The organism is Neoalteromonas facilis (assembly GCF_002807665.1).
Classification (GTDB): domain Bacteria; phylum Pseudomonadota; class Gammaproteobacteria; order Enterobacterales; family Alteromonadaceae; genus Alteromonas_E; species Alteromonas_E facilis.
Genome location: NZ_PEAY01000003.1, coordinates 324,476 through 342,395 on the forward strand (window position 1 = coordinate 324,476; position 17,920 = coordinate 342,395).

15 protein-coding genes are annotated in these 17,920 nt (G+C 44.4%); 8 read left to right on the forward strand and 7 right to left on the reverse strand.

Annotated elements, in window-relative coordinates; all coding sequences use genetic code 11:
- Window position 1: 1 nt before the first annotated feature.
- The 4 genes from gshB to CSH93_RS17925 all read right to left on the reverse strand — a co-directional run bounded on the left by gshB (window position 2) and on the right by CSH93_RS17925 (window position 3,612).
- The gene (gshB, locus tag CSH93_RS09815; protein ID WP_100643066.1) at window positions 2–952 is read right to left on the reverse strand and encodes a glutathione synthase; all 951 of its coding nucleotides are present in this window, start codon (window positions 950–952) and stop codon (window positions 2–4) included.
- Window positions 953–1,035: 83 nt separating this feature from the next.
- A complete protein-coding gene (locus tag CSH93_RS09820; RefSeq protein ID WP_100643067.1) occupies window positions 1,036–2,478 on the reverse strand; it encodes a GAF domain-containing sensor histidine kinase in 1,443 nt (480 codons plus the stop codon).
- 111 nt (window positions 2,479–2,589) lie between these two features.
- Window positions 2,590–3,318: a 16S rRNA (uracil(1498)-N(3))-methyltransferase gene (locus CSH93_RS09825; RefSeq protein ID WP_100643068.1), complete on the reverse strand. Its 729-nt coding sequence runs from the start codon at window positions 3,316–3,318 to the stop codon at window positions 2,590–2,592.
- Window positions 3,319–3,435: 117 nt separating this feature from the next.
- The gene (locus tag CSH93_RS17925) at window positions 3,436–3,612 is read right to left on the reverse strand and encodes a hypothetical protein (RefSeq protein ID WP_164078340.1); all 177 of its coding nucleotides are present in this window, start codon (window positions 3,610–3,612) and stop codon (window positions 3,436–3,438) included.
- A 326-nt stretch (window positions 3,613–3,938) separates the two neighbouring features.
- Between CSH93_RS17925 and CSH93_RS09830 the strand changes: the two genes are divergently transcribed.
- A complete protein-coding gene (locus CSH93_RS09830) occupies window positions 3,939–4,760 on the forward strand; it encodes a mechanosensitive ion channel family protein (protein ID WP_100643069.1) in 822 nt (273 codons plus the stop codon).
- Between the two features lie 65 nt (window positions 4,761–4,825).
- On the opposite strand, the gene CSH93_RS09835 is transcribed toward CSH93_RS09830, so the two are convergent.
- On the reverse strand, window positions 4,826–5,614 hold the full coding sequence (locus CSH93_RS09835) for a M48 family metallopeptidase (protein WP_100643070.1): 789 nt from the start codon (window positions 5,612–5,614) through the stop codon (window positions 4,826–4,828).
- A 152-nt stretch (window positions 5,615–5,766) separates the two neighbouring features.
- Here CSH93_RS09835 and CSH93_RS09840 point away from each other — a divergent pair, with 152 nt between their 5' ends.
- From CSH93_RS09840 to prsR, 5 genes are all read left to right on the forward strand, one after another.
- Window positions 5,767–6,222, forward strand: a complete 456-nt coding sequence (locus CSH93_RS09840) for a hypothetical protein (protein WP_100643071.1) — start codon at window positions 5,767–5,769, stop codon at window positions 6,220–6,222.
- A 136-nt stretch (window positions 6,223–6,358) separates the two neighbouring features.
- Window positions 6,359–8,188 carry a choice-of-anchor I family protein gene (locus tag CSH93_RS09845; protein ID WP_100643072.1) on the forward strand — a complete coding sequence of 610 codons (1,830 nt, stop codon included), beginning with the start codon at window positions 6,359–6,361 and terminating at the stop codon, window positions 8,186–8,188.
- A 127-nt stretch (window positions 8,189–8,315) separates the two neighbouring features.
- Complete coding sequence (locus CSH93_RS09850; RefSeq protein ID WP_100643073.1) at window positions 8,316–9,440, forward strand: beta-ketoacyl-ACP synthase III; 1,125 nt, start codon at window positions 8,316–8,318, stop codon at window positions 9,438–9,440.
- The gene (gene prsK / locus CSH93_RS09855; RefSeq protein ID WP_100643074.1) at window positions 9,437–11,461 is read left to right on the forward strand and encodes an XrtA/PEP-CTERM system histidine kinase PrsK; all 2,025 of its coding nucleotides are present in this window, start codon (window positions 9,437–9,439) and stop codon (window positions 11,459–11,461) included. The genes CSH93_RS09850 and prsK overlap by 4 nt, the downstream gene beginning before the upstream one ends.
- 29 nt (window positions 11,462–11,490) lie before the next feature.
- On the forward strand, window positions 11,491–12,849 hold the full coding sequence (gene prsR, locus CSH93_RS09860) for a PEP-CTERM-box response regulator transcription factor (protein WP_100643075.1): 1,359 nt from the start codon (window positions 11,491–11,493) through the stop codon (window positions 12,847–12,849).
- A 1-nt stretch (window position 12,850) separates the two neighbouring features.
- On the opposite strand, the gene CSH93_RS09865 is transcribed toward prsR, so the two are convergent.
- Both CSH93_RS09865 and CSH93_RS09870 read right to left on the reverse strand, forming a co-directional pair.
- Complete coding sequence (locus CSH93_RS09865) at window positions 12,851–14,920, reverse strand: GGDEF domain-containing protein (protein ID WP_100643076.1); 2,070 nt, start codon at window positions 14,918–14,920, stop codon at window positions 12,851–12,853.
- Between the two features lie 291 nt (window positions 14,921–15,211).
- Window positions 15,212–15,907 carry a division plane positioning ATPase MipZ gene (locus tag CSH93_RS09870; RefSeq protein WP_100643383.1) on the reverse strand — a complete coding sequence of 232 codons (696 nt, stop codon included), beginning with the start codon at window positions 15,905–15,907 and terminating at the stop codon, window positions 15,212–15,214.
- A gap of 225 nt (window positions 15,908–16,132) precedes the next feature.
- On the opposite strand from CSH93_RS09870, the gene CSH93_RS09875 reads away from it, so the two are divergent.
- Window positions 16,133–16,873: a glutathione peroxidase gene (locus tag CSH93_RS09875; protein WP_100643077.1), complete on the forward strand. Its 741-nt coding sequence runs from the start codon at window positions 16,133–16,135 to the stop codon at window positions 16,871–16,873.
- A complete protein-coding gene (locus tag CSH93_RS09880) occupies window positions 16,870–17,904 on the forward strand; it encodes an alpha/beta hydrolase (RefSeq protein ID WP_100643078.1) in 1,035 nt (344 codons plus the stop codon). Before CSH93_RS09875 ends, CSH93_RS09880 begins: the two co-directional genes overlap by 4 nt.
- Window positions 17,905–17,920: the final 16 nt, after the last annotated feature.

Consider the following 17,920-nt stretch of genomic DNA (forward strand, 5'->3'; position numbering starts at 1 on the left):
ATTAACAGGATATCCTTTTTTCAATGGCATCAAACAGCTTAGCGCAAATATTGATGTCGTATGCAGCTTCAATTTCACGCACACAGGTTGGGCTGGTCACGTTGATTTCGGTAATTCGGTCACCAATCACATCAAGACCGACAAACAGCAAACCTCTTTCAACCAACGTAGGGGCGATTGCTTCAGCCAGTGCTTGGTCACTTTCACTGATGGGTTGTGGGCGCCCCGTGCCGCCTGCCGCCAAATTCCCGCGTGTTTCGTTGCCAGTTGGTAAACGCGCTAAGCAATAGGGAATAACTTCGCCATCAACAATCAACACCCGTTTATCACCATCCTTTATCTCAGGCAGATAGCGTTGGAACATAGCGTAACGTTGACCATTATCGGTCAATGTTTCTGCGATAACGCCTAAGTTTGTGCCATCAGGTGACACTCTAAATATAGACGTCCCACCCATGCCGTCGAGCGGTTTACAAATAATATCTTGATGCTCAGCATGAAACGCTTTAATTCGGTTCTTGCTAGCCGTTACAAGGGTAGGCGGCGTAAATTCGGCAAACCATGTTGTGAATAGCTTTTCGTTAAAATCACGTAAGCTCTGCGGTTTGTTTACTATCAGCGACCCTTGCCTTTCAGCCAATTCGAGAATGTGTGTCGCATAGATGAACTCACCGTCAACTGGGGGATCTTTGCGCATCAACACAACATCAAAATTATGTAATGGGACGTCATTTCGCTCATCTAGCTCGAACCAGCCAGTCGCGTCTTCCTTGGCACGCAATTTTTGACAACTTGCAAACGGTTGGCCGCTGTCAATATACAAGTCGGCCATTTCGATATAATACAACTCATACCCACGGCGCTGCGCTTCTAACAGCATTGCGAAGCTCGTGTCTTTCTTAATATTAATGTTCATGATGGGATCCATCACGATGGCTAACTTGATGCCCATGCTAATCCTTATAAAAACGTCTATTGTATTAAGTGGCGTTATGTATCGCTATTTCAAGAGCTGAGAGACAAAAGGATAGGCTATTATAGGCTCAGGGGCACGCGCAGACGAAATAAAGTACCTTTGCCAAGCTCAGATTGGCAATCCAATGTGCCCCGCAGTACATCGACCACGAGATTATAGCAAATATGCATGCCTAGTCCTGTTCCGCCGTTATTGCGAGCATTGGTAAAAAACGGCTTATAAATGTTTTCGACGGTGTGCTCTGACATGCCTTTACCATTATCTTTATAGTCCAAAATCAAATGAGGATTATCAGACTGTATACCTTCAATTCTGGCTTTGATTAGTATCCTGCCACGCTCCTCTGGCTCAAACGCATGGTTTGCTGAGTTCATGATCATATTGATCAGGATTTGGCTGAGTGCTCCAGGGTTTGTTTTGATATTCATATCGGGATCAACATCGATGCAGAATAAGTGGCCAAAGCGTTTTAAACGAGGCTTGAGTGAGAGTAAAATTTCATCTATGTAGTCGGTTAGGTTGACTTTGCGTGGCTCTTGCGAGTGCTGATCAATGGAAAGCTGCTTAAACGTTGTGATCAATTCACTTGTTCGCGACAAGTTTCTCTCGATAATGTGAGCCGCTTCATCACATTCGTTGTAAAAAGAAAGCAAATCAGAGCGTTTCAATTCATTGTTGTCGAACAATACTTTTGATTTTTGTTGCATGGCTCGCAGATAAGTCGAAGCGGTTATCGCGACACCAATCGGCGTGTTAATTTCATGTGTGAGGCTCGACATCATAGTGCCAAGGGCTGCCATATTTTCCATTTCAAGTAACTGCATGCGCACTTCATTACGTTGATCCAGTGCTTTACTTAACAGTGTGTTGGCTTCACTTAATTCTTTTGTTCTTTCTTCTACACGTTTTTCTAATTCAGCGTGAGACCGTTTGAGCGCTGAAATCATATGAGAGCGCTCGATGATCATACTAAACACTTTGGCTTCGTAATCTAACATTTCAATGTCAGTGTCTGTCGGTGAGGCACTCGTCGATAAATAGATGGCTAAGGTGCCGTACACTTCACCGTTAGGCGAAATCAAAGGGTGAGACCAGCAGGAACGAATATCAGCGTCTTGCACCAATGATGATATGCCATGCCAATTTTGCTTTGCCGTTATTTCACTCAAGTAAACCGGTGATTGATGAAATACTGCCGAGCCACAGCATCCACTATTGGTACCGACTGGAAAGTTGATGAGTGCACTAACAAACGCTTCTTCAAAGCTAGGAGCGACGAGAGGTGATAACGTGAACTTGTCATCATTGAGCAGCATTATAACGCAGCGAGCACCTTTATGCGCAGATTCAATCCCCTCTAGCATAGGCCGTGCGACGTCTTCTAAAGAGGCACCCTCTATCAATAGATCAAGAGCTTTCGCTCGACCTTGCTCAATAGCGTTCCTGCTTTCTAAACTTGCTAACTGATCCTTACTAGCGCTTTTGAGAGACTCAAATGGCATGTGTTTACTGCGTTTCTACCGTGGACAAAGAATGCGTGGGTATATTGCTCAAATTAACCACAAATCGAATAGGTGTCAAAGTTTTGTCGCCTGAGATCGGGGAGCCCTTTTTTAAAGGTCTCCAAAGTTAGCTTGTAATACTGCAATTGATGCAATGGCGGCTGTTTCGGTACGTAGAATTCGAGGCCCCATGCTGAGTGCTTTATATCCAGCTTGAATTGCCGTATAGGTTTCTTGTTCAGAAAGACCGCCTTCGGGACCAACCAACAATCGATAGCCTTGGGTGTTGTAATCCATCTGTCCAATTCTTTGAGTCGCGGTAGGATCAAATAACAATCTAGTTTGTTCCGTTGTTGCTTTTAGCCAGTCTTGAAATTGAACCGGTGTATGCAAGGTGGGTAATGTGTTTCGACCACACTGTTCACAGGCGGATTGAATTATTTTACGCCACTGCGCCAGCTTCTTTTGCCAGCGCTCTTCGTTTAGCTTAACCGCACATCGTTCAGTGATAATTGGCGTTATTTCGGTAACACCAAGCTCTGTCGCTTTCTGCAGCGCCATGTCCATGCGTTCACCTTTACTGACACCTTGTCCAAGGTGAAGCCGCAATGGCGATTGAGGGTCTAGCGCTAATTTAGCGTCGATACTGACTTGCGTATTTCGCTTGTTAATTACACTGATTACGCCACTATACTCATGCCCATCACCATTAAACAAGACTACCGGCGTGTCCGTGGACAAGCGCAGGACATTAGCCATGTAGTGGGACGTTTCCGCGGGTAACGTTATCGTCGTTTCGGCGGCAAGAGTGTCATCAACAAAAAAACGGGAGATACGCATAATTAAGGTTGTTAACGAATGGTATTATCAGAATATCACGGCTTTTGTGTTGAATGCATCGCAAGACAAGAAAAAGGCGCTAACGCGCCTGTAAAAATCTTTTGCAGCACTTTACGCTTACATAACTGCCTGAGCATCCTTCTCTGTAATGCTTTTCGCCGGTTGAATGACTTTATTTGTATCTTGTGGGGTACCGGTTCCTCTGGCATGAGGTGTATTCACGCCCGTATCTCTCATCAACGCATAAATAAAGAGTAAGCTAACTGCAGTAAACAATATCGATAGTAATAACATTTTCAATTCCTTTAAAAACATTAATTAGAAGTCGCGACCTGTTCTTCTGAGCAGGTTTTAAGCGTGCGTGAAATATAGTCAAATTCTCAGAAAATGCCAGTTATTTTGGAAAATAAATTGCGCTGAAAGCGTTGTGTCTCCTATTGGTGACAGATTTTTCTAGATAAATGAATGAATTGTGACAGTACGGTGTTAATTTGATGAAAATATGTCTAACGTTTGCCAATTCAGATATTAAGTGGGCTGAATTATTCGTTGTCATTTATACAAAATTGTTGCTATTTTTTAATTCGATTCAGTGAGCAACCCATCAACAAGGAAAATATATGTATTCTGCGGAAGATATTGAAAATTTGGTTAACACCTATGTGATCCCATGGGGCATAAATATTGTGTTTGCCGTTTTAATTTATGTGGTCGGTAAAATCGTCGTTAGTTTGTTAATGTCGTTGTTCAACAAGCTTATGGCAAAGTCTAACTACGACCAGATGCTAGTGGCGTTTTTAGCCTCGATTTTAAATGCAGTATTGATGCTGTTTGTTATTGTCGCGGCGTTAGATCAACTTGGCGTTGATACAACCTCATTGGTTGCAATTCTCGGTGCTGCCGGTCTTGCCATTGGTTTGTCATTGCAAGGCTCACTGCAAAACTTTGCTGCGGGCGTAATGCTATTAGTGTTTAAGCCGTTTAAATCGGGAGATTTTGTTGAGGCGGGTGGCACTATGGGTACGGTAAAAGCAATTGGTATTTTTACTACGGTTATGACCACGCCAGATAACAAAGAAATCATTGTTCCTAACGGTGCGATATACAGTGGCAATATTACTAACTTCTCGGCTAAAGAAACACGTCGTGTCGATATGGTATTTGGCATTGGCTATGGTGATGACTTGTTAAAAGCTAAGCAAGTGCTAGAAGCAATGGTTAAAGAAGACGAGCGGATCCTTGACGACCCAGCACCTAAAGTGGCTGTATCCGAATTAGGTGATAGCAGCGTTAACTTTGTTGTGCGTCCATGGGTTAAAAGCGCAGATTATTGGCCAGTGCTGTTTGATTTCACTGAAGCGGTCAAATTACGTTTTGATAAGGAAGGTATTTCAATTCCGTTCCCTCAAATGGATGTGCATGTGCACAAAAATGACGAATGAAGTCGAGTCATGTAAAAAAAGCCGCTTAAAAGCGGCTTTTTTGATTCTGTCGTATTGTTGTAGAGCTAGTCACATGTTGGGCGAGTAGAGCTAGTTTTATGAATCGCTTGTGCGTTAGGTAGTAGGGCGGTTAAGTCAGCAATTCGGGTTTGTGGTGCCGGGTGAGTTGACAGCAATTCTGGCTGCCGTTGACCACCACTGGCTTTTTCCATGTTTTTCCACAACTCAATAGCTTCTGCCGGTTGAAATCCTGCTTTGGCCATAAGGCTTAACCCAATTTCGTCAGCTTCTGACTCGTGGGTACGGCTAAATGGGAGTTGAATGCCGACCTGAACACCTAAACCAATAGCTGCCATTATGGGCCCTGAATTAGACACTTCATTGGCAGCCATTATTTGAGATACAGCCTGAGCGCCAATGTTAATTAGTGTGCTTTGTGACATGCGCTCATTACCATGATGTGCAATCACGTGTCCGACTTCATGTCCAATAACCGCGGCCAGTTGATGTTGGTTCGTTGCGACTTTAAGTAAGCCTGTATACACGCCGATTTTGCCTCCCGGGAGCGCAAAAGCATTGACTTGCTCATCATCAAACACAACAACCTCCCATTGCCCACTAAACACGTCCTTGCTCACTTGTGCCGTGATGTGATTCGCCACGCATTGCACATAACGGTTTTCAATAGGCTGTTGCGATACTTTCACGGAATCTTTCATTCCGCTAAATGCTTGAGCGCCCATTTCGGACAGTTGACTGTCAGAATACAGAAGCATTTGATTCCGCCCAGTGGGCGATGTTGCACAGCTGCTTAAGAAAATCATGGAAATAAAAAGAGTAAAGGTATGACGCATAGCGTGTTCTGTCCGTAAATACATGATGGATAAAAGTATACAACGTCTTTCAATGAACACCATGATAGAAGAATAAACAACATTCTGTTAAGCAAGCATTCAGTTAATGGGGAACATACTTATCAGGGTCATCTTCAAATGGAATTTATGCCATGCGCAAACTAACCCTAACTTTATGTGTGTGTTCTATTTTAGCCTTAACTGGGTGTGTTCACTCAGGTCGTTATCATCGTGCCCAAGCCGATCAATTTATCGTTGAATTTTACGCATGGGTGGATCGTGTTGAAGAGGTCGAGTTTGATTCTAATGTTGACGAAAATATAGCGTTTGGCGCTGTTCATGGTGCAATATCGGGTGCGCATATCGATTCTCATCATGCACTGAGAGGAGCATTGTGGGGGGGAATGTTACTTGGGTTCTTAACCGCTTTGGCTGAAGGTGATAACACAGGATATGAGTATCAGCTTACGGCTGTTGATGGAGACTCCGTTACCGTATTAAGTCAGCGTCAGTCTGCATTGTTAGGTGACTGTGTCATCGTGCGCGTTGCAGACAAAGTCGAGTTAGTTGCCGTAGAAGCCGAGGCTTGTGCCTCTGCTGTCATGTAAGTGTCATAGTCGAGCAGTAATGTCCCCTACCTCTGCGGTTAATTCACAAATGGTGTGGACTTAACTGACAGTATTTAGCATGATAAGCAATAATAACCTATTGTTTGACAATAACGACTACTAAAAAGGAAGGCAGATGGCGGCTCGACATGTATTTAAATACGGACTTCTGGCGTTTTTTGTTTCAGCAACGCTTACAGGATGTGGATTAGACGGTGACGACGGTGTTCAGGGGGAACAGGGATTACAGGGGCCGCAAGGTGAACCTGGTCAGGACGGGCAAGACGGCCAAGATGGACAAGACGGGTCTGACGGTCAAGATGGATCTGATGCCTCTTTAGGTATCACTCTTTCTGTTGTCGGTCGTGCTAGTTTGTCAGGCAGTGGGTCTGCTGAAATTGTTGAGTATCACAAAGCAACGCAAACCATTTATGCGACCAATAGCGCAACAGGGACTATTTCGATTATCGATGCTAGCGGCTTAACCTCTACTGCATTGTCTGATCCAATCAACCTAGTCAACTTAACCCCAACGACGATTACATTGCCTACCGAATTTGAGGGTGTGGCATTGGGCGGCGTCAATAGTCTTGCTGTTCACGGAGATTTGATGGCCGTTGCGGTAGCGGGTGCTACGCAAGCAGACAACGGTTATGTCCTGTTCTACAACGGTTTAGATGAATCAGCCCCTGTTTTATTGGATGCTGTTGAAGTGGGTAACTTGCCGGATATGGTTAAGTTTACGCCGAATGGTGGCAAAGTTATCGTGGCGAATGAAGGTGAGCCAAACGGTGACTATAGCAATGATCCAGAAGGGAGTATTTCTGTCATTGACATCTTGGCCAACAATGAGCCAAGAGAAACGGCAGAAACCATTTCGTTTACTCAATTTAATGGCGATCAAGCAGCTCTTGAAGCGCAAGGAATGGTGTTCCCGAATCCTTCAGGTCAAACGATTAATGGCAATGCGATCACCACTACTGTGGCGCAAGATTTAGAACCAGAAGCCATTGCCGCAACTAATGAACAGGTGTTTGTAACCCTGCAAGAAAATAATGGCTTAGCGATTGTTGATCTTGAAGATCTATCAGTTCAGATTATTGGCCTAGGCTTCAAAGATTGGGCAGAGCTGTATTTTGATGGAAATGAAGACGGCGCCGTTAGCTTTGGCCAATATGATGGTTTATACGGTGTGTACATGCCTGACACCATTGCAACATACCAATGGAAAGGCGCAGATTTCCTGATTACGGCTAACGAGGGTGATGCGAGAGAGTATTTCTTCGAAGCTGCTGATGAAGCAACCTGTCTAGCCGCCGGTGGAGTAGCGTTTGATGAAGATGATGGGTGTTTGTCATACACCGACGAAATCAAATTAAAGGATTTAACCGCTGAGGCGGGCTCTAAGTTGGAAATGCTGCAAATGTCAGGGGCTATTGATGACTTACGGGTAAGTGCTGAAATTGGCGATGCAGATGACGATGGCGAATTTTCAATGGCTTACACCTATGGTGCCCGTTCATTTACGGTTTGGGATCAAAATGGTTTAGTGACTTATGACTCAGGTGATGAGTTTGAGCGTATTACAGCCTCAGTACACGGCGCTCAGTTTAACAACGATAATGACGTTAACGAGAGTGATTCACGCTCTGAAAATAAAGGACCAGAGCCTGAAGCGTTGACGGTTGGTACTATTGGTAACAGAACCTACGCCTTTATTGGATTAGAGCGTATGGGCGGTATTATGGTGTATGACGTAACTAACCCGTACGATGTTCAATTTGCCGAGTACGTAATTAACCGCGATTTGACTGAAGGTCTGACTGCGGCTGATGTGATTGGTGACTTGGCTCCAGAGAGTTTAGTTTTTGTTGCGGCTGAAGATAGCGCAACCGGTAACCCTTTACTTATCTCGGGTAATGAGGTGAGCGGAACGGTTAGTGTTTGGGAAATTACGCCAAACTAAACAAATCTTTACGAATAAACGGCGCCTTTACGGCGCCGTTTTTGTTTCATGACAATCTGAGTTAGTCAGGGTATTCTATTCACAATAAGATGTTGGCAGTAGCCAATAACCTAAGTAGAGAATTTTTATGACCGACTCAGTAGTCATTAGTGGTGTTGGCGTATGGACGCCACCTCACAGTATCAGCAATGAAGAACTAATTAATTGTTATAACGCATACGCAGATAAGTTTAATGCTGAAAATGCAGATGCAATCGAAAAAGGCGATATTGCCGCTAAGCCTCATAGTAGTGCTGAGTTTGTTGAGAAAGCATCGGGCATTAAAAGCCGCTATATCTATTGCAAAGAAGGCGTTTTAGACATTAACCGAATGCGCCCCTTGATCCCTGAACGAAGCGACGATGAGCTTAGCCAACAAGCTGAAATAGCTGTAGCTGCAGCGCAGATTGCTTTAAATGCGGCAAACCTTGAGGGGGCGGATATAGACGCGGTTATCGTTAGCTGTGCTTATACACAACGCGCATATCCAGCCATAGCTATAGAAGTGCAACAAGCGTTAAATATTTCCGGGTTTGGATTTGACATGCTGGTAGCATGTTCCGCGGCAACATTTGGTTTGCATCGCGCGTACGAAATGATTAAAGCAGGGACGGCATCTCGGGTACTTGTGATTAATCCTGAGCTAGTGTCACCACAAATTAATTATACGGACCGAGACAGTCATTTTATATTTGGTGATGTCGCTACGGCGACTATTATTGAACGTCAGTCCTCAGCCAAGGGTAAGCACTGTTATGAGGTGCTAGGTACCAAAGCTTTCACGTCTTTTTCCAATAATATTCGCTCTAACTTTGGCTATATGACACATGCAACCGATGTTGATCCATACGGCCCCGATAAGCTGTTTCATCAAGAAGGCCGTAAGGTATTTAAAGAAGTTTGTCCGCTAGCCGCTGAGCATATCGCGGAACATTTGAACGCCTGTGGTTTAGCCGTAAATGATGTGCGCCGTTGGTGGTTGCATCAGGCCAATATCAACATGAACACGCTTATCAGTAAAAAGTTACTAGGGCGTTTACCGGATGCCGATGAGGCGCCGATTGTTCTTGATACCTATGCTAATACGGCATCAGCGGGCTCGGTGATTGCGTTTGCATTAAATCATGAAGATTTAGTCAGTGGAGATGTTGGCGTACTGTGTAGTTTTGGTGCCGGATATTCTATTGGTAGCTTGGTGATTAGAAAACTGTGATAGCAACTATTGGGTACAGTGTCGCCGGCCTGGGGTATTTTCTTTTACTTCTGCTGCTTTTTACCGTGCGAAAAGCGGGCCTTGCAAAGTACCTTCTGATCTTGTCGACCTTGGCCACTGTCTTGTGGTCCGCTGCCCATTTACCGATTGTCGGGGGTGATCTCACCCTCGATAGATTGTTGTTTATCGATAGCGGTAAACAGTGGATTTGGCTGCTCTTTCTGGCGGCTTTCTTACGTAACAATTTCACTTCTTTATGGAGTGTCTTATCTCGCCCAGTGACGTGGGCAATCTTAGCGCTACCGACCGCCGCAATCGTATTGCCTGAGTTTGGTGTGCTGTCGATGACGTGGCGGTTCTTGCTGCAAACCATCATCGCGTTGGAAGTACTCATTTTACTCGAACAAGTGTATCGACAAGCGGGTGAGCATCAATGGGCTTTTAAGCCGCTGGTGCTCTATCTAGGAGTCATCAATCTATTCGAGTTTGTAACCTATGCTAATGCCACAATGGTAGCTCAGGTTGAGCCCCTCTATATTGCTGCTCGCGGTTATATATACGTGATCCTTGCTCCACTTATTATTGTTGCTACACGCCGAATAAAGCATTGGGGAATTGATATTTTTATTTCCCGTGAAGTGGTTTTGCACAGCTCGTTGTTATTGGTCGCGGGTGGATACCTGTTGATCATGGCAACAATCGGGTACGCGGTTAAATTCATTGGCGGCCAATGGGGCGCGACTATTCAAGTCGTCTTTATCGCACTGTCGATTGCGTTGTTGGCAACGGTATTTTTGTCACACAGTTTTCGCACAAAAGTTAAGGTTTTCATTACCAAAAATTTCTTTGCCAACCAGTTTGATTATCGCCAGGAATGGGTGAAGTTAACTGCGGCATTGACCACTCAATGTACTCAGTTATCTGAGGTTTATAAGACGGCATTACGCGGTTACCTTGGCGCGATTAAGTACAAACAAGGCGCGATTTTAAAGTTACAGCATGGTGGGCGTTTACTCGTAGTGGCTGAGCAACATGGCGAAAATGGGTTTTCCGAAGAAATAGCCGCTAAATTTGTATCTTTTTTTTCGTCTATAAGTTGGATATTTGATAGCGAAGAATATCGCGTTAAACCGTATCTGTACGAGGGGCTTAAGTTTGATAAAGAAGAGCTCAACGAATTAGACAAATTGATAGTCGTACCATTATTTGAACGAGAATCGCTCTGGGGAATGGTCGTCTTGCGAGCATCTAAGGATAGTCATATACAGCTCAATTGGGAATTGAGGGATTACCTCAATGCTGTAACTGCACAAACGAGCAACTTTATATACAACCATGAAGCGGCCAGCCAAATCGCCGAAAATGCACAGTTTGCAGCATTTTCTCGCATGTCAGCGTTCGTGGTGCACGATCTTAAGAATGTTTTGGCTCAAATTGACCTCATCTTAGCGAATGCTCAGCAGCATAAACATAACCCCGAGTTTATTGATGATACGTTTGAAACCTTAGAGCATACTAAGTCTCGCATGGATAAAATGCTGGCCCAATTGACGGATAAACAACAGCATACCCACGTAAAGCAAGGTAGTTTCGCATTATCTACAATTATTAGAGACGTAATAACGCAACGTTGTGCGACACTTTCTCCAATGCCTGAGTTACATGTGGATAACGAAACACATGTCATAGTGGATGCAGAGAAATTCGCCAATGTTGTTTACCATTTGATTAGCAATGCGCAACAAGCGACGCCCGATGACGGGCATGTCTTGGTGCGATTACATCATGATGAATCGAGTCATAGTCAACTGGTCGAAATTGTTGATGATGGTGAAGGCATGACTGAAGACTTTATTCAAAATCGATTGTTTAAACCCTTTGATACGACGAAAGGAAATGCCGGTATGGGGATTGGCGCATATGATGCCCGTAGCTACATGGAATCAATTGGTGGTAGTATCAAAGTAAGCAGCCAAGTAGGTGAAGGCACAACCTTCACGCTTAACGTGCCTGCAAACTAAAACGTCATACATAGAGGGAAATCAAAATCATGACGAAGGTGTTAGTTGTCGATGACGATCTAGGGATCCAAAAGCAGCTCAAGTGGAGCTTGACTGATTTTGACGTTGTATACGCAGAAGACCGAAGTTCTGCTATTGCACAACTGCGACGTCATGAACCTGCTGTAGTGACTTTAGACTTAGGTTTACCGCCAGACCCTGCGAATGCCTCTGAAGGTTTACAGGCGTTATCTGAAATCCTCTCGCTCGCACCTCACACCAAAGTGATTGTGGTGACAGGCAACAATGACAAGACTAACGCGTTGAAAGCGATTGAGCTGGGTGCCTATGATTTTTATCAAAAGCCAATAGATTCAGATACGATCAAAATCATCATTAATCGGGCGCTAAACCTTTCAAAGTTGGAGCATGAAAACCGGATCTTGGTAAAAACTAACCCTGCGATGGGTAAGATCATTGGTAACAGCCCTTCTATTCAGGCGGCAAGTCGTCGTGCTGAAAAAATAGCACAAACCGATATTAGTGCGTTGTTGTTAGGGGAAAGTGGCACAGGTAAAGAAGTGTTTGCTCGCAGTATCCATGAGCATAGCCAACGTAGCGATAATGCATTTGTAGCTATTAACTGTGCGTCTATTCCAGAGAACTTGCTAGAAAGTGAGCTTTTTGGTTACGAGAAAGGGGCATTCACTGGCGCCAATAAAACCACTCTAGGTAAAATTGAAATGGCGCAAGGTGGCACACTTTTCTTGGATGAAATTGGCGATATGCCGATTGGCCTACAAGCTAAAATGTTACGTTTCCTGCAAGAGCGAGTCATTGAACGAGTCGGTGGGCGCACAGAAATTCCCGTCGACATTCGTGTGGTGTGTGCAACGCACCGCAATCTGCAGCAGATGGTTGCTGACGAATCGTTTCGGGAAGACTTATTTTATCGGATCGGCGAAATTACCATCGAGATCCCGCCGCTTAAAGACCGTGAGCAGGATGTCATCCTATTAGCTAAAACGTTCTTAAATCAATATTGCAGTGAGTTTAACGCGAAGGTTAAGGGTTTCAGTGAATGCGCGATCAATGCAATGTTAGCGCACCCATGGCCAGGTAACATTCGAGAGCTACAAAATAAGCTTAAATCTGCGGTCATTTTGGCGGAAGGTCAATTGGTGACAGCGGACGATTTAGGGCTGTTTGGTGGCCAACAGGCTGATACTAAAGAGATTTTGAATTTACGAGAAGTGCGAGAACAAGCAGAAAGTGAAGCCATCCGTCGTGCATATGTGCGGGCAGATAAGAATATTTCTAAGGCAGCTGAATTGCTAGGGGTAACCCGACCAACCTTGTATTCTCTAATCGACAAATATCATTTAGAAGATTTGAAAACAGGGGTGTAACTTAATCCCCTGATTTTATACCGTCACTGGAATGCCATTTTATAGAGGATAAATGGTTCAGAGAGGTGACGACCTCAAGTCTGCCCAAGCCTAATGTTTTTTCATTGTCACTAAGCTCCTCGGCTGACACTGTGGCTTTGGCATGGTTGATACCCACCCAACAATTTTTACCTGATAATTTCGCTGAATAAAGGCAATGATCAGTCAAATCGAAAGAGGCATCCCAGCCAATTCTGCCAGGCTCATCTATGTCTAATGGGAAAGCGCAAAAGCCGATAGAACACGTTGCCTTGATCTTAGAGCCTGACTGAGTACTGAAACTGGCTTCTGCAACGGCTGAACGAAGACGTTCCGCCAACATTGCCGCATCTCTGCGAGGAGTGTTGCGACATATAACCAAAAACTCTTCTCCGCCCCAGCGTATTTGTAAATCGGAATGCCGGAAGACTAAATTGATGATCTTGGCAAATTGGATCAGGAAGCGATCCCCAGTGACATGCCCATATGTATCGTTTACATGTTTGAAATCATCAATATCAATCAAAAAGCACAATAGATCATTGTGATGGGGGGCATCTTTACCCAACTCACTGGCAGAGGTGTAGCTAAATAAGCAGCGATTTATCTCAGCTGGTAGATTGGCGTCAAGGAAGTGTCTGTTGTAACACCCTGTTAGCGAATCCCGTAGACTCATATGTTCCAGTGTGCGGTAGGCTTGCTGCAACTCTTCGTTCTTTTTTTCCAATTCATGGGTGCGACGCTTTACGATACCTGTAAGCTGTTGATTGCGAAGTTTTTGTGAGTGCCGGCTGAACAGCAAAAAGGCCAGTAATAACAAAATAATCAAGCTGGCCATCAATGTGATATTGCGCATATTGCGCTGTTCAGCAAGATTGAGCTCTATAGCCTTATTTTTACGTAACAGCGCGATGCTTTGCTCTTGGCGCACATATTCAACTTCTGATTGTAAATTCAATAAGGCCGCTTCACGTCGCGCTTGTAAAATGGATGCTTCAAGTGCTTGTTGATTTCTGAGCGCATTAAATGCCTGATCATATTGCTTCGTTTTTTCGAAAATACTTACTCGTAGAGATTCGAACTCGGCTTGTCGTGGCAGCTCGTTTCGTGCAGTAGCTTCAGTTAAGCCCAATTGTATTTGCTCAAGTGCTTGTGCATAGTTGGCTTGCTGAATATTCACTTGGGCTATGCTCAATCGGACTTGGGTTAGAATCGCCGGAAAATTATTCTTTTGCGACGTCATCAGCACGTCTCTTAATAACTGCATGCCGTCTTGTTGTTTGCCCATGCCGATGAGCGCTTCTCCAAGTCCAGCTGTCGCGCCTGCAATTGCTTGTCGGTTCTCCAGTTCAGTGAAAAGCGAAATAGCCACGTCGAATGCTGACTTTGCTTGCTCAAATTGGCCTTGTTCATTTAACACTGCGCCTATTTTGGCATTGGTTTGTGCTATTAAGCGCTTGTCACCCAATTGTATAGCAATTTCCAATGAATCTTTAAAGTAGCCTAGTGCTATATCCAACTGTGTTAGCTCACGATGAACTTCCGCAATATTAAACAGTGTTGTACTGAGCCCGAAGGTATCGTTTTGCTGTCGTTGTACTTCCAACGCAAGCGAAAATGACTGTAAGGCTTGTTCATATTGACCTAATTTTTCGAGTGTTGCGCCAATGTTATTGTGCTGCTCTGCGATACCTGTTTGTAGTTCAAAGGATTCATACAAAGATAGGGCTTTATGGAAGTAGCGAAGCGCATTCGCGTATAAAGTCTGCGCTCGTAAGTTTCGTCCAATATCAGCATTTAACATGGCAACCAGTACATACTCGTCTTGAGCGTGTACAATTTCTAGCGCCTCCATGAGATTGCGCTGAGCAAACTCATATTGTGATCGTTGCGATGCGACTATACCGATTAAGCGCTGGGCTGCCGCTTTATCAAACCGATTGTTGTTGGATGCTTCCAATAGTGTTAACGCAATGACCTGAGCCTCATCCAATGCCCCAGCGTTAAAAAGTTCTATTGCACTGGTGTAGGCTTGTCGTCCTTGCTCGCTCATAACCTCTTCCAAAGATGAAGAGTTCTGCGCATGAGCGAAGAGGCTAGCCGTGAGTAAAATAAAATAGGCGAGATGACAAATTAGGGACGAGCAGTACTTACCGCAGTATTGGACTGCTGCGGTGGCGGTTGAAAAGACATCGTCTGAACTGCCAGCCAAAAGAATTTCCCTATCAAGTAGCTTGTACAATTTATGCACAAAGTATAGCTATTTGCCTACAATTGAAAGCATTTTTGTACAATTGTACTGATTAAAACATAACGACTAGTAAACCCTTAGGCGTTGAAGGTGCTATGCAAAAGCTTGGACGTGTAGCGGTTCACTCATATCGATTTTGTTTGATGCATTCCTCGCCAACAGTTCTTCAATGATCCCGCGAAGTTCTGCCGCAGCTTTTCCTTTTGGCTCTATTTCAAAAACCGATGCACCAGATTCTTCTGCATCATCGTATACACTGCGTGAAAAGGTCACAGAATTCAGAACTTGTATCTCAAAGCCTCTGCAGGTTTCTTTTGCTTCTATTAGTCGGGGTGCCATGCTGGCAATCGTAGAGCACTGAGTGAGTACAAACGCAGCATTCATATTGGGGTTAACCATACGGCAAGTAGAGATGATATCTTCGACTAGAGGTACTGTTTTTAAGTCGCGTCGCTTTGGTTGTACCGGGATCAAAACATGGTGGGCAACTGAGATTGATGAACGCAACGCCATATTGTCACGCCCTCCGCAGTCGACGATGACCACATCATAATGATTACTCAGGCTGAGCAATTCGTTACGGATTTTACCGCTCAATTGGACGCATTTCAGGTTGGGCAGTGACCGATTCATATCACGTTCCTGACACCATTGCATTGTCGCTTGTTGCGGATCGCAATCAACGATGACGACAGAGGCTTGTTGCTCATTGTTGAAGTACACCGCCAGATTTTGAGCCAAACAACTTTTGCCGGTACCGCCTTTTTCACCACCTACTACTATGATCATTTTCTGCCCCATTTACGCGGTTACTGTTATCAACGAGATAACTAACGCCTACTGCTTTGGTAGTCTGACCTTATACTCAGGGCTTTATAGGAACAAGCCAGTGGGGCAATACTACATTATGAGTACACATACCCTTTTTTATTTCCACAGGATGTGAAGAAATCATTGTGCAATTAGGCATGGAATGACTAAGCTAAAGGCTTTATGTCACTTAAGGAACCTGTCATGTCCAGTCATCACTTTGAAAATAAAGAAGGTCAATCAGTACCAAGCGTGTCTTTTCCTTTGAGAGAAGGGGACGCATGGGTAACTAAAACCACAGAAGATTTATTTGCCGGTAAAACGGTAATTGTATTCTCCTTGCCGGGGGCGTTTACGCCTACGTGCTCTTCTACGCATTTACCGCGCTACAACGAATTAGCCAGTGTTTTCAAGGCGAATGGTGTTGATGACATTATATGCATGTCGGTGAATGACACATTTGTGATGAATGCGTGGGCGGCTGATCAGGAAGCAGAAAACGTTACGTTAATCGCCGATGGTAATGGCGAGTTTACGGATAAAATGGGCATGCTAGTTGATAAGTCTGATTTAGGCTTCGGCAAGCGTAGTTGGCGTTATTCGATGCTGGTTAAGAATGGTGTTATTGATAAGATGTTTATTGAACCAGATGTTCCAGGTGACCCCTTTGAAGTATCTGATGCCGATACCATGTTGCAGTATATCGCGCCGCAAGCGAAGTTGAATGAACCGGTATCAATTATTACTAAACCAGGTTGCCCTCATTGTATAAAGGCAAAAGCGTTGCTGAATGATAAAGGTTTTAGTTACGAAGAAATTGTCTTAGGGAATGGTGCAAGTTTTACGACTTTAAAAGCAATTAGCGGGCGTGATACTGTTCCTCAAGTGTTTATTGGCGGTAAACACATTGGTGGAAATGATGATTTAGAGGCGTTTTTTCGTTGAGATTTTGGGTATGGCTAACGATTAGCGGTTTAAGCGTTTTATCGAATACTGCGTGGGCCGAAAACCGCTTTGAGGCAGCACTGTCTGAATTTGTCACCTATTATCAAACCTCTTTGGGTGATAGTCAACGATGCATGACTCAACGTCCAGACACGGTAAAAGCATGCTCTGCGCGATTGCGCAACGAAGGCAATGCACCTTTTATACTCCATCATGGAGAAAAGCGAGATGCTGTCGTTGTGCTGTTTCATGGGTTAAGCGATTCGCCTTTTTATTTGCATTCATTAGCTAATGCAATTCACCAGCAAGGTAACAATGTGGTTGTAGCATTGTTACCCGGCCACGGTTTGGCCGAGGCTGATGCGGATATGCAAGACCCGACTTTGGCTGAGCGTTGGCAAGTCACGGTTGAGGATGTTGTTGGATTGAGCCAAGTGCTGGGTAATAAGCTTTTTGTTGGCGGCTTTTCAGCCGGCGCGACATTAGCCACTCACTATGCGCTGAGTCATCCAGAGGGTGTTGATGGGTTATTGCTTTTCTCAGCTGCATTGGCGTTATCGGAGAATGCCGAACAGTTAAGTCGAATTTGGGGGATGCAATCAATCGCCAAGTGGATCGATGGCGACTACCTTACACATGGCCCGAATCCTTACAAGTATCCCGAGGTTAGCTTATTTGCAGCATTAGAGTTGATGCAGGTTATTCGTCAAGTGAGAGAATTGATGGTAATTAAAGCTCCTAATATTGCGACTTTTGCTGCTCACTCAGCCGCTGATGTTACCACGCCAATGAGTGGCCTAACCGATTTCTTGCAACGTAATAAAGCAGAAAATACAACCTTCATTGTGGATGAACGTTACAACCTCTGTCACGGTGATTTACTGCTTGATGCAGAGCAAATCAGGGCGATCAATTTCAGCGCACCGGTCGATGAGATAGTCGATTTTTGTCTAGTGCCTGAGGCAAACCCTTTACATGCCCATATGTTGGCGATGTTAATGAATTTTATGCAGGAGCAGACCAGTGACTAAATATTTAGCGGAGACT

Excerpts from the sequence above, each read along its gene's own strand:
- CSH93_RS09850 (WP_100643073.1), top strand. The coding sequence starts at position 8,316 with ATGACCGACTCAGTAGTCATTAGTGGTGTTGGCGTATGGACGCCACCT.
- CSH93_RS09835 (WP_100643070.1), bottom strand. The coding sequence starts at position 5,614 with ATGCGTCATACCTTTACTCTTTTTATTTCCATGATTTTCTTAAGCAGC.
- CSH93_RS09840 (WP_100643071.1), top strand. The coding sequence starts at position 5,767 with ATGCGCAAACTAACCCTAACTTTATGTGTGTGTTCTATTTTAGCCTTA.
- CSH93_RS09865 (WP_100643076.1), bottom strand. The coding sequence starts at position 14,920 with ATGAGCGAGCAAGGACGACAAGCCTACACCAGTGCAATAGAACTTTTT.
- CSH93_RS09845 (WP_100643072.1), top strand. The coding sequence starts at position 6,359 with ATGGCGGCTCGACATGTATTTAAATACGGACTTCTGGCGTTTTTTGTT.
- prsR (WP_100643075.1), top strand. The coding sequence starts at position 11,491 with ATGACGAAGGTGTTAGTTGTCGATGACGATCTAGGGATCCAAAAGCAG.
- CSH93_RS09870 (WP_100643383.1), bottom strand. The coding sequence starts at position 15,907 with ATGATCATAGTAGTAGGTGGTGAAAAAGGCGGTACCGGCAAAAGTTGT.
- CSH93_RS17925 (WP_164078340.1), bottom strand. The coding sequence starts at position 3,612 with ATGTTATTACTATCGATATTGTTTACTGCAGTTAGCTTACTCTTTATT.
- CSH93_RS09830 (WP_100643069.1), top strand. The coding sequence starts at position 3,939 with ATGTATTCTGCGGAAGATATTGAAAATTTGGTTAACACCTATGTGATC.
- CSH93_RS09825 (WP_100643068.1), bottom strand. The coding sequence starts at position 3,318 with ATGCGTATCTCCCGTTTTTTTGTTGATGACACTCTTGCCGCCGAAACG.
- CSH93_RS09820 (WP_100643067.1), bottom strand. The coding sequence starts at position 2,478 with ATGCCATTTGAGTCTCTCAAAAGCGCTAGTAAGGATCAGTTAGCAAGT.
- CSH93_RS09875 (WP_100643077.1), top strand. The coding sequence starts at position 16,133 with ATGTCCAGTCATCACTTTGAAAATAAAGAAGGTCAATCAGTACCAAGC.
- gshB (WP_100643066.1), bottom strand. The coding sequence starts at position 952 with ATGGGCATCAAGTTAGCCATCGTGATGGATCCCATCATGAACATTAAT.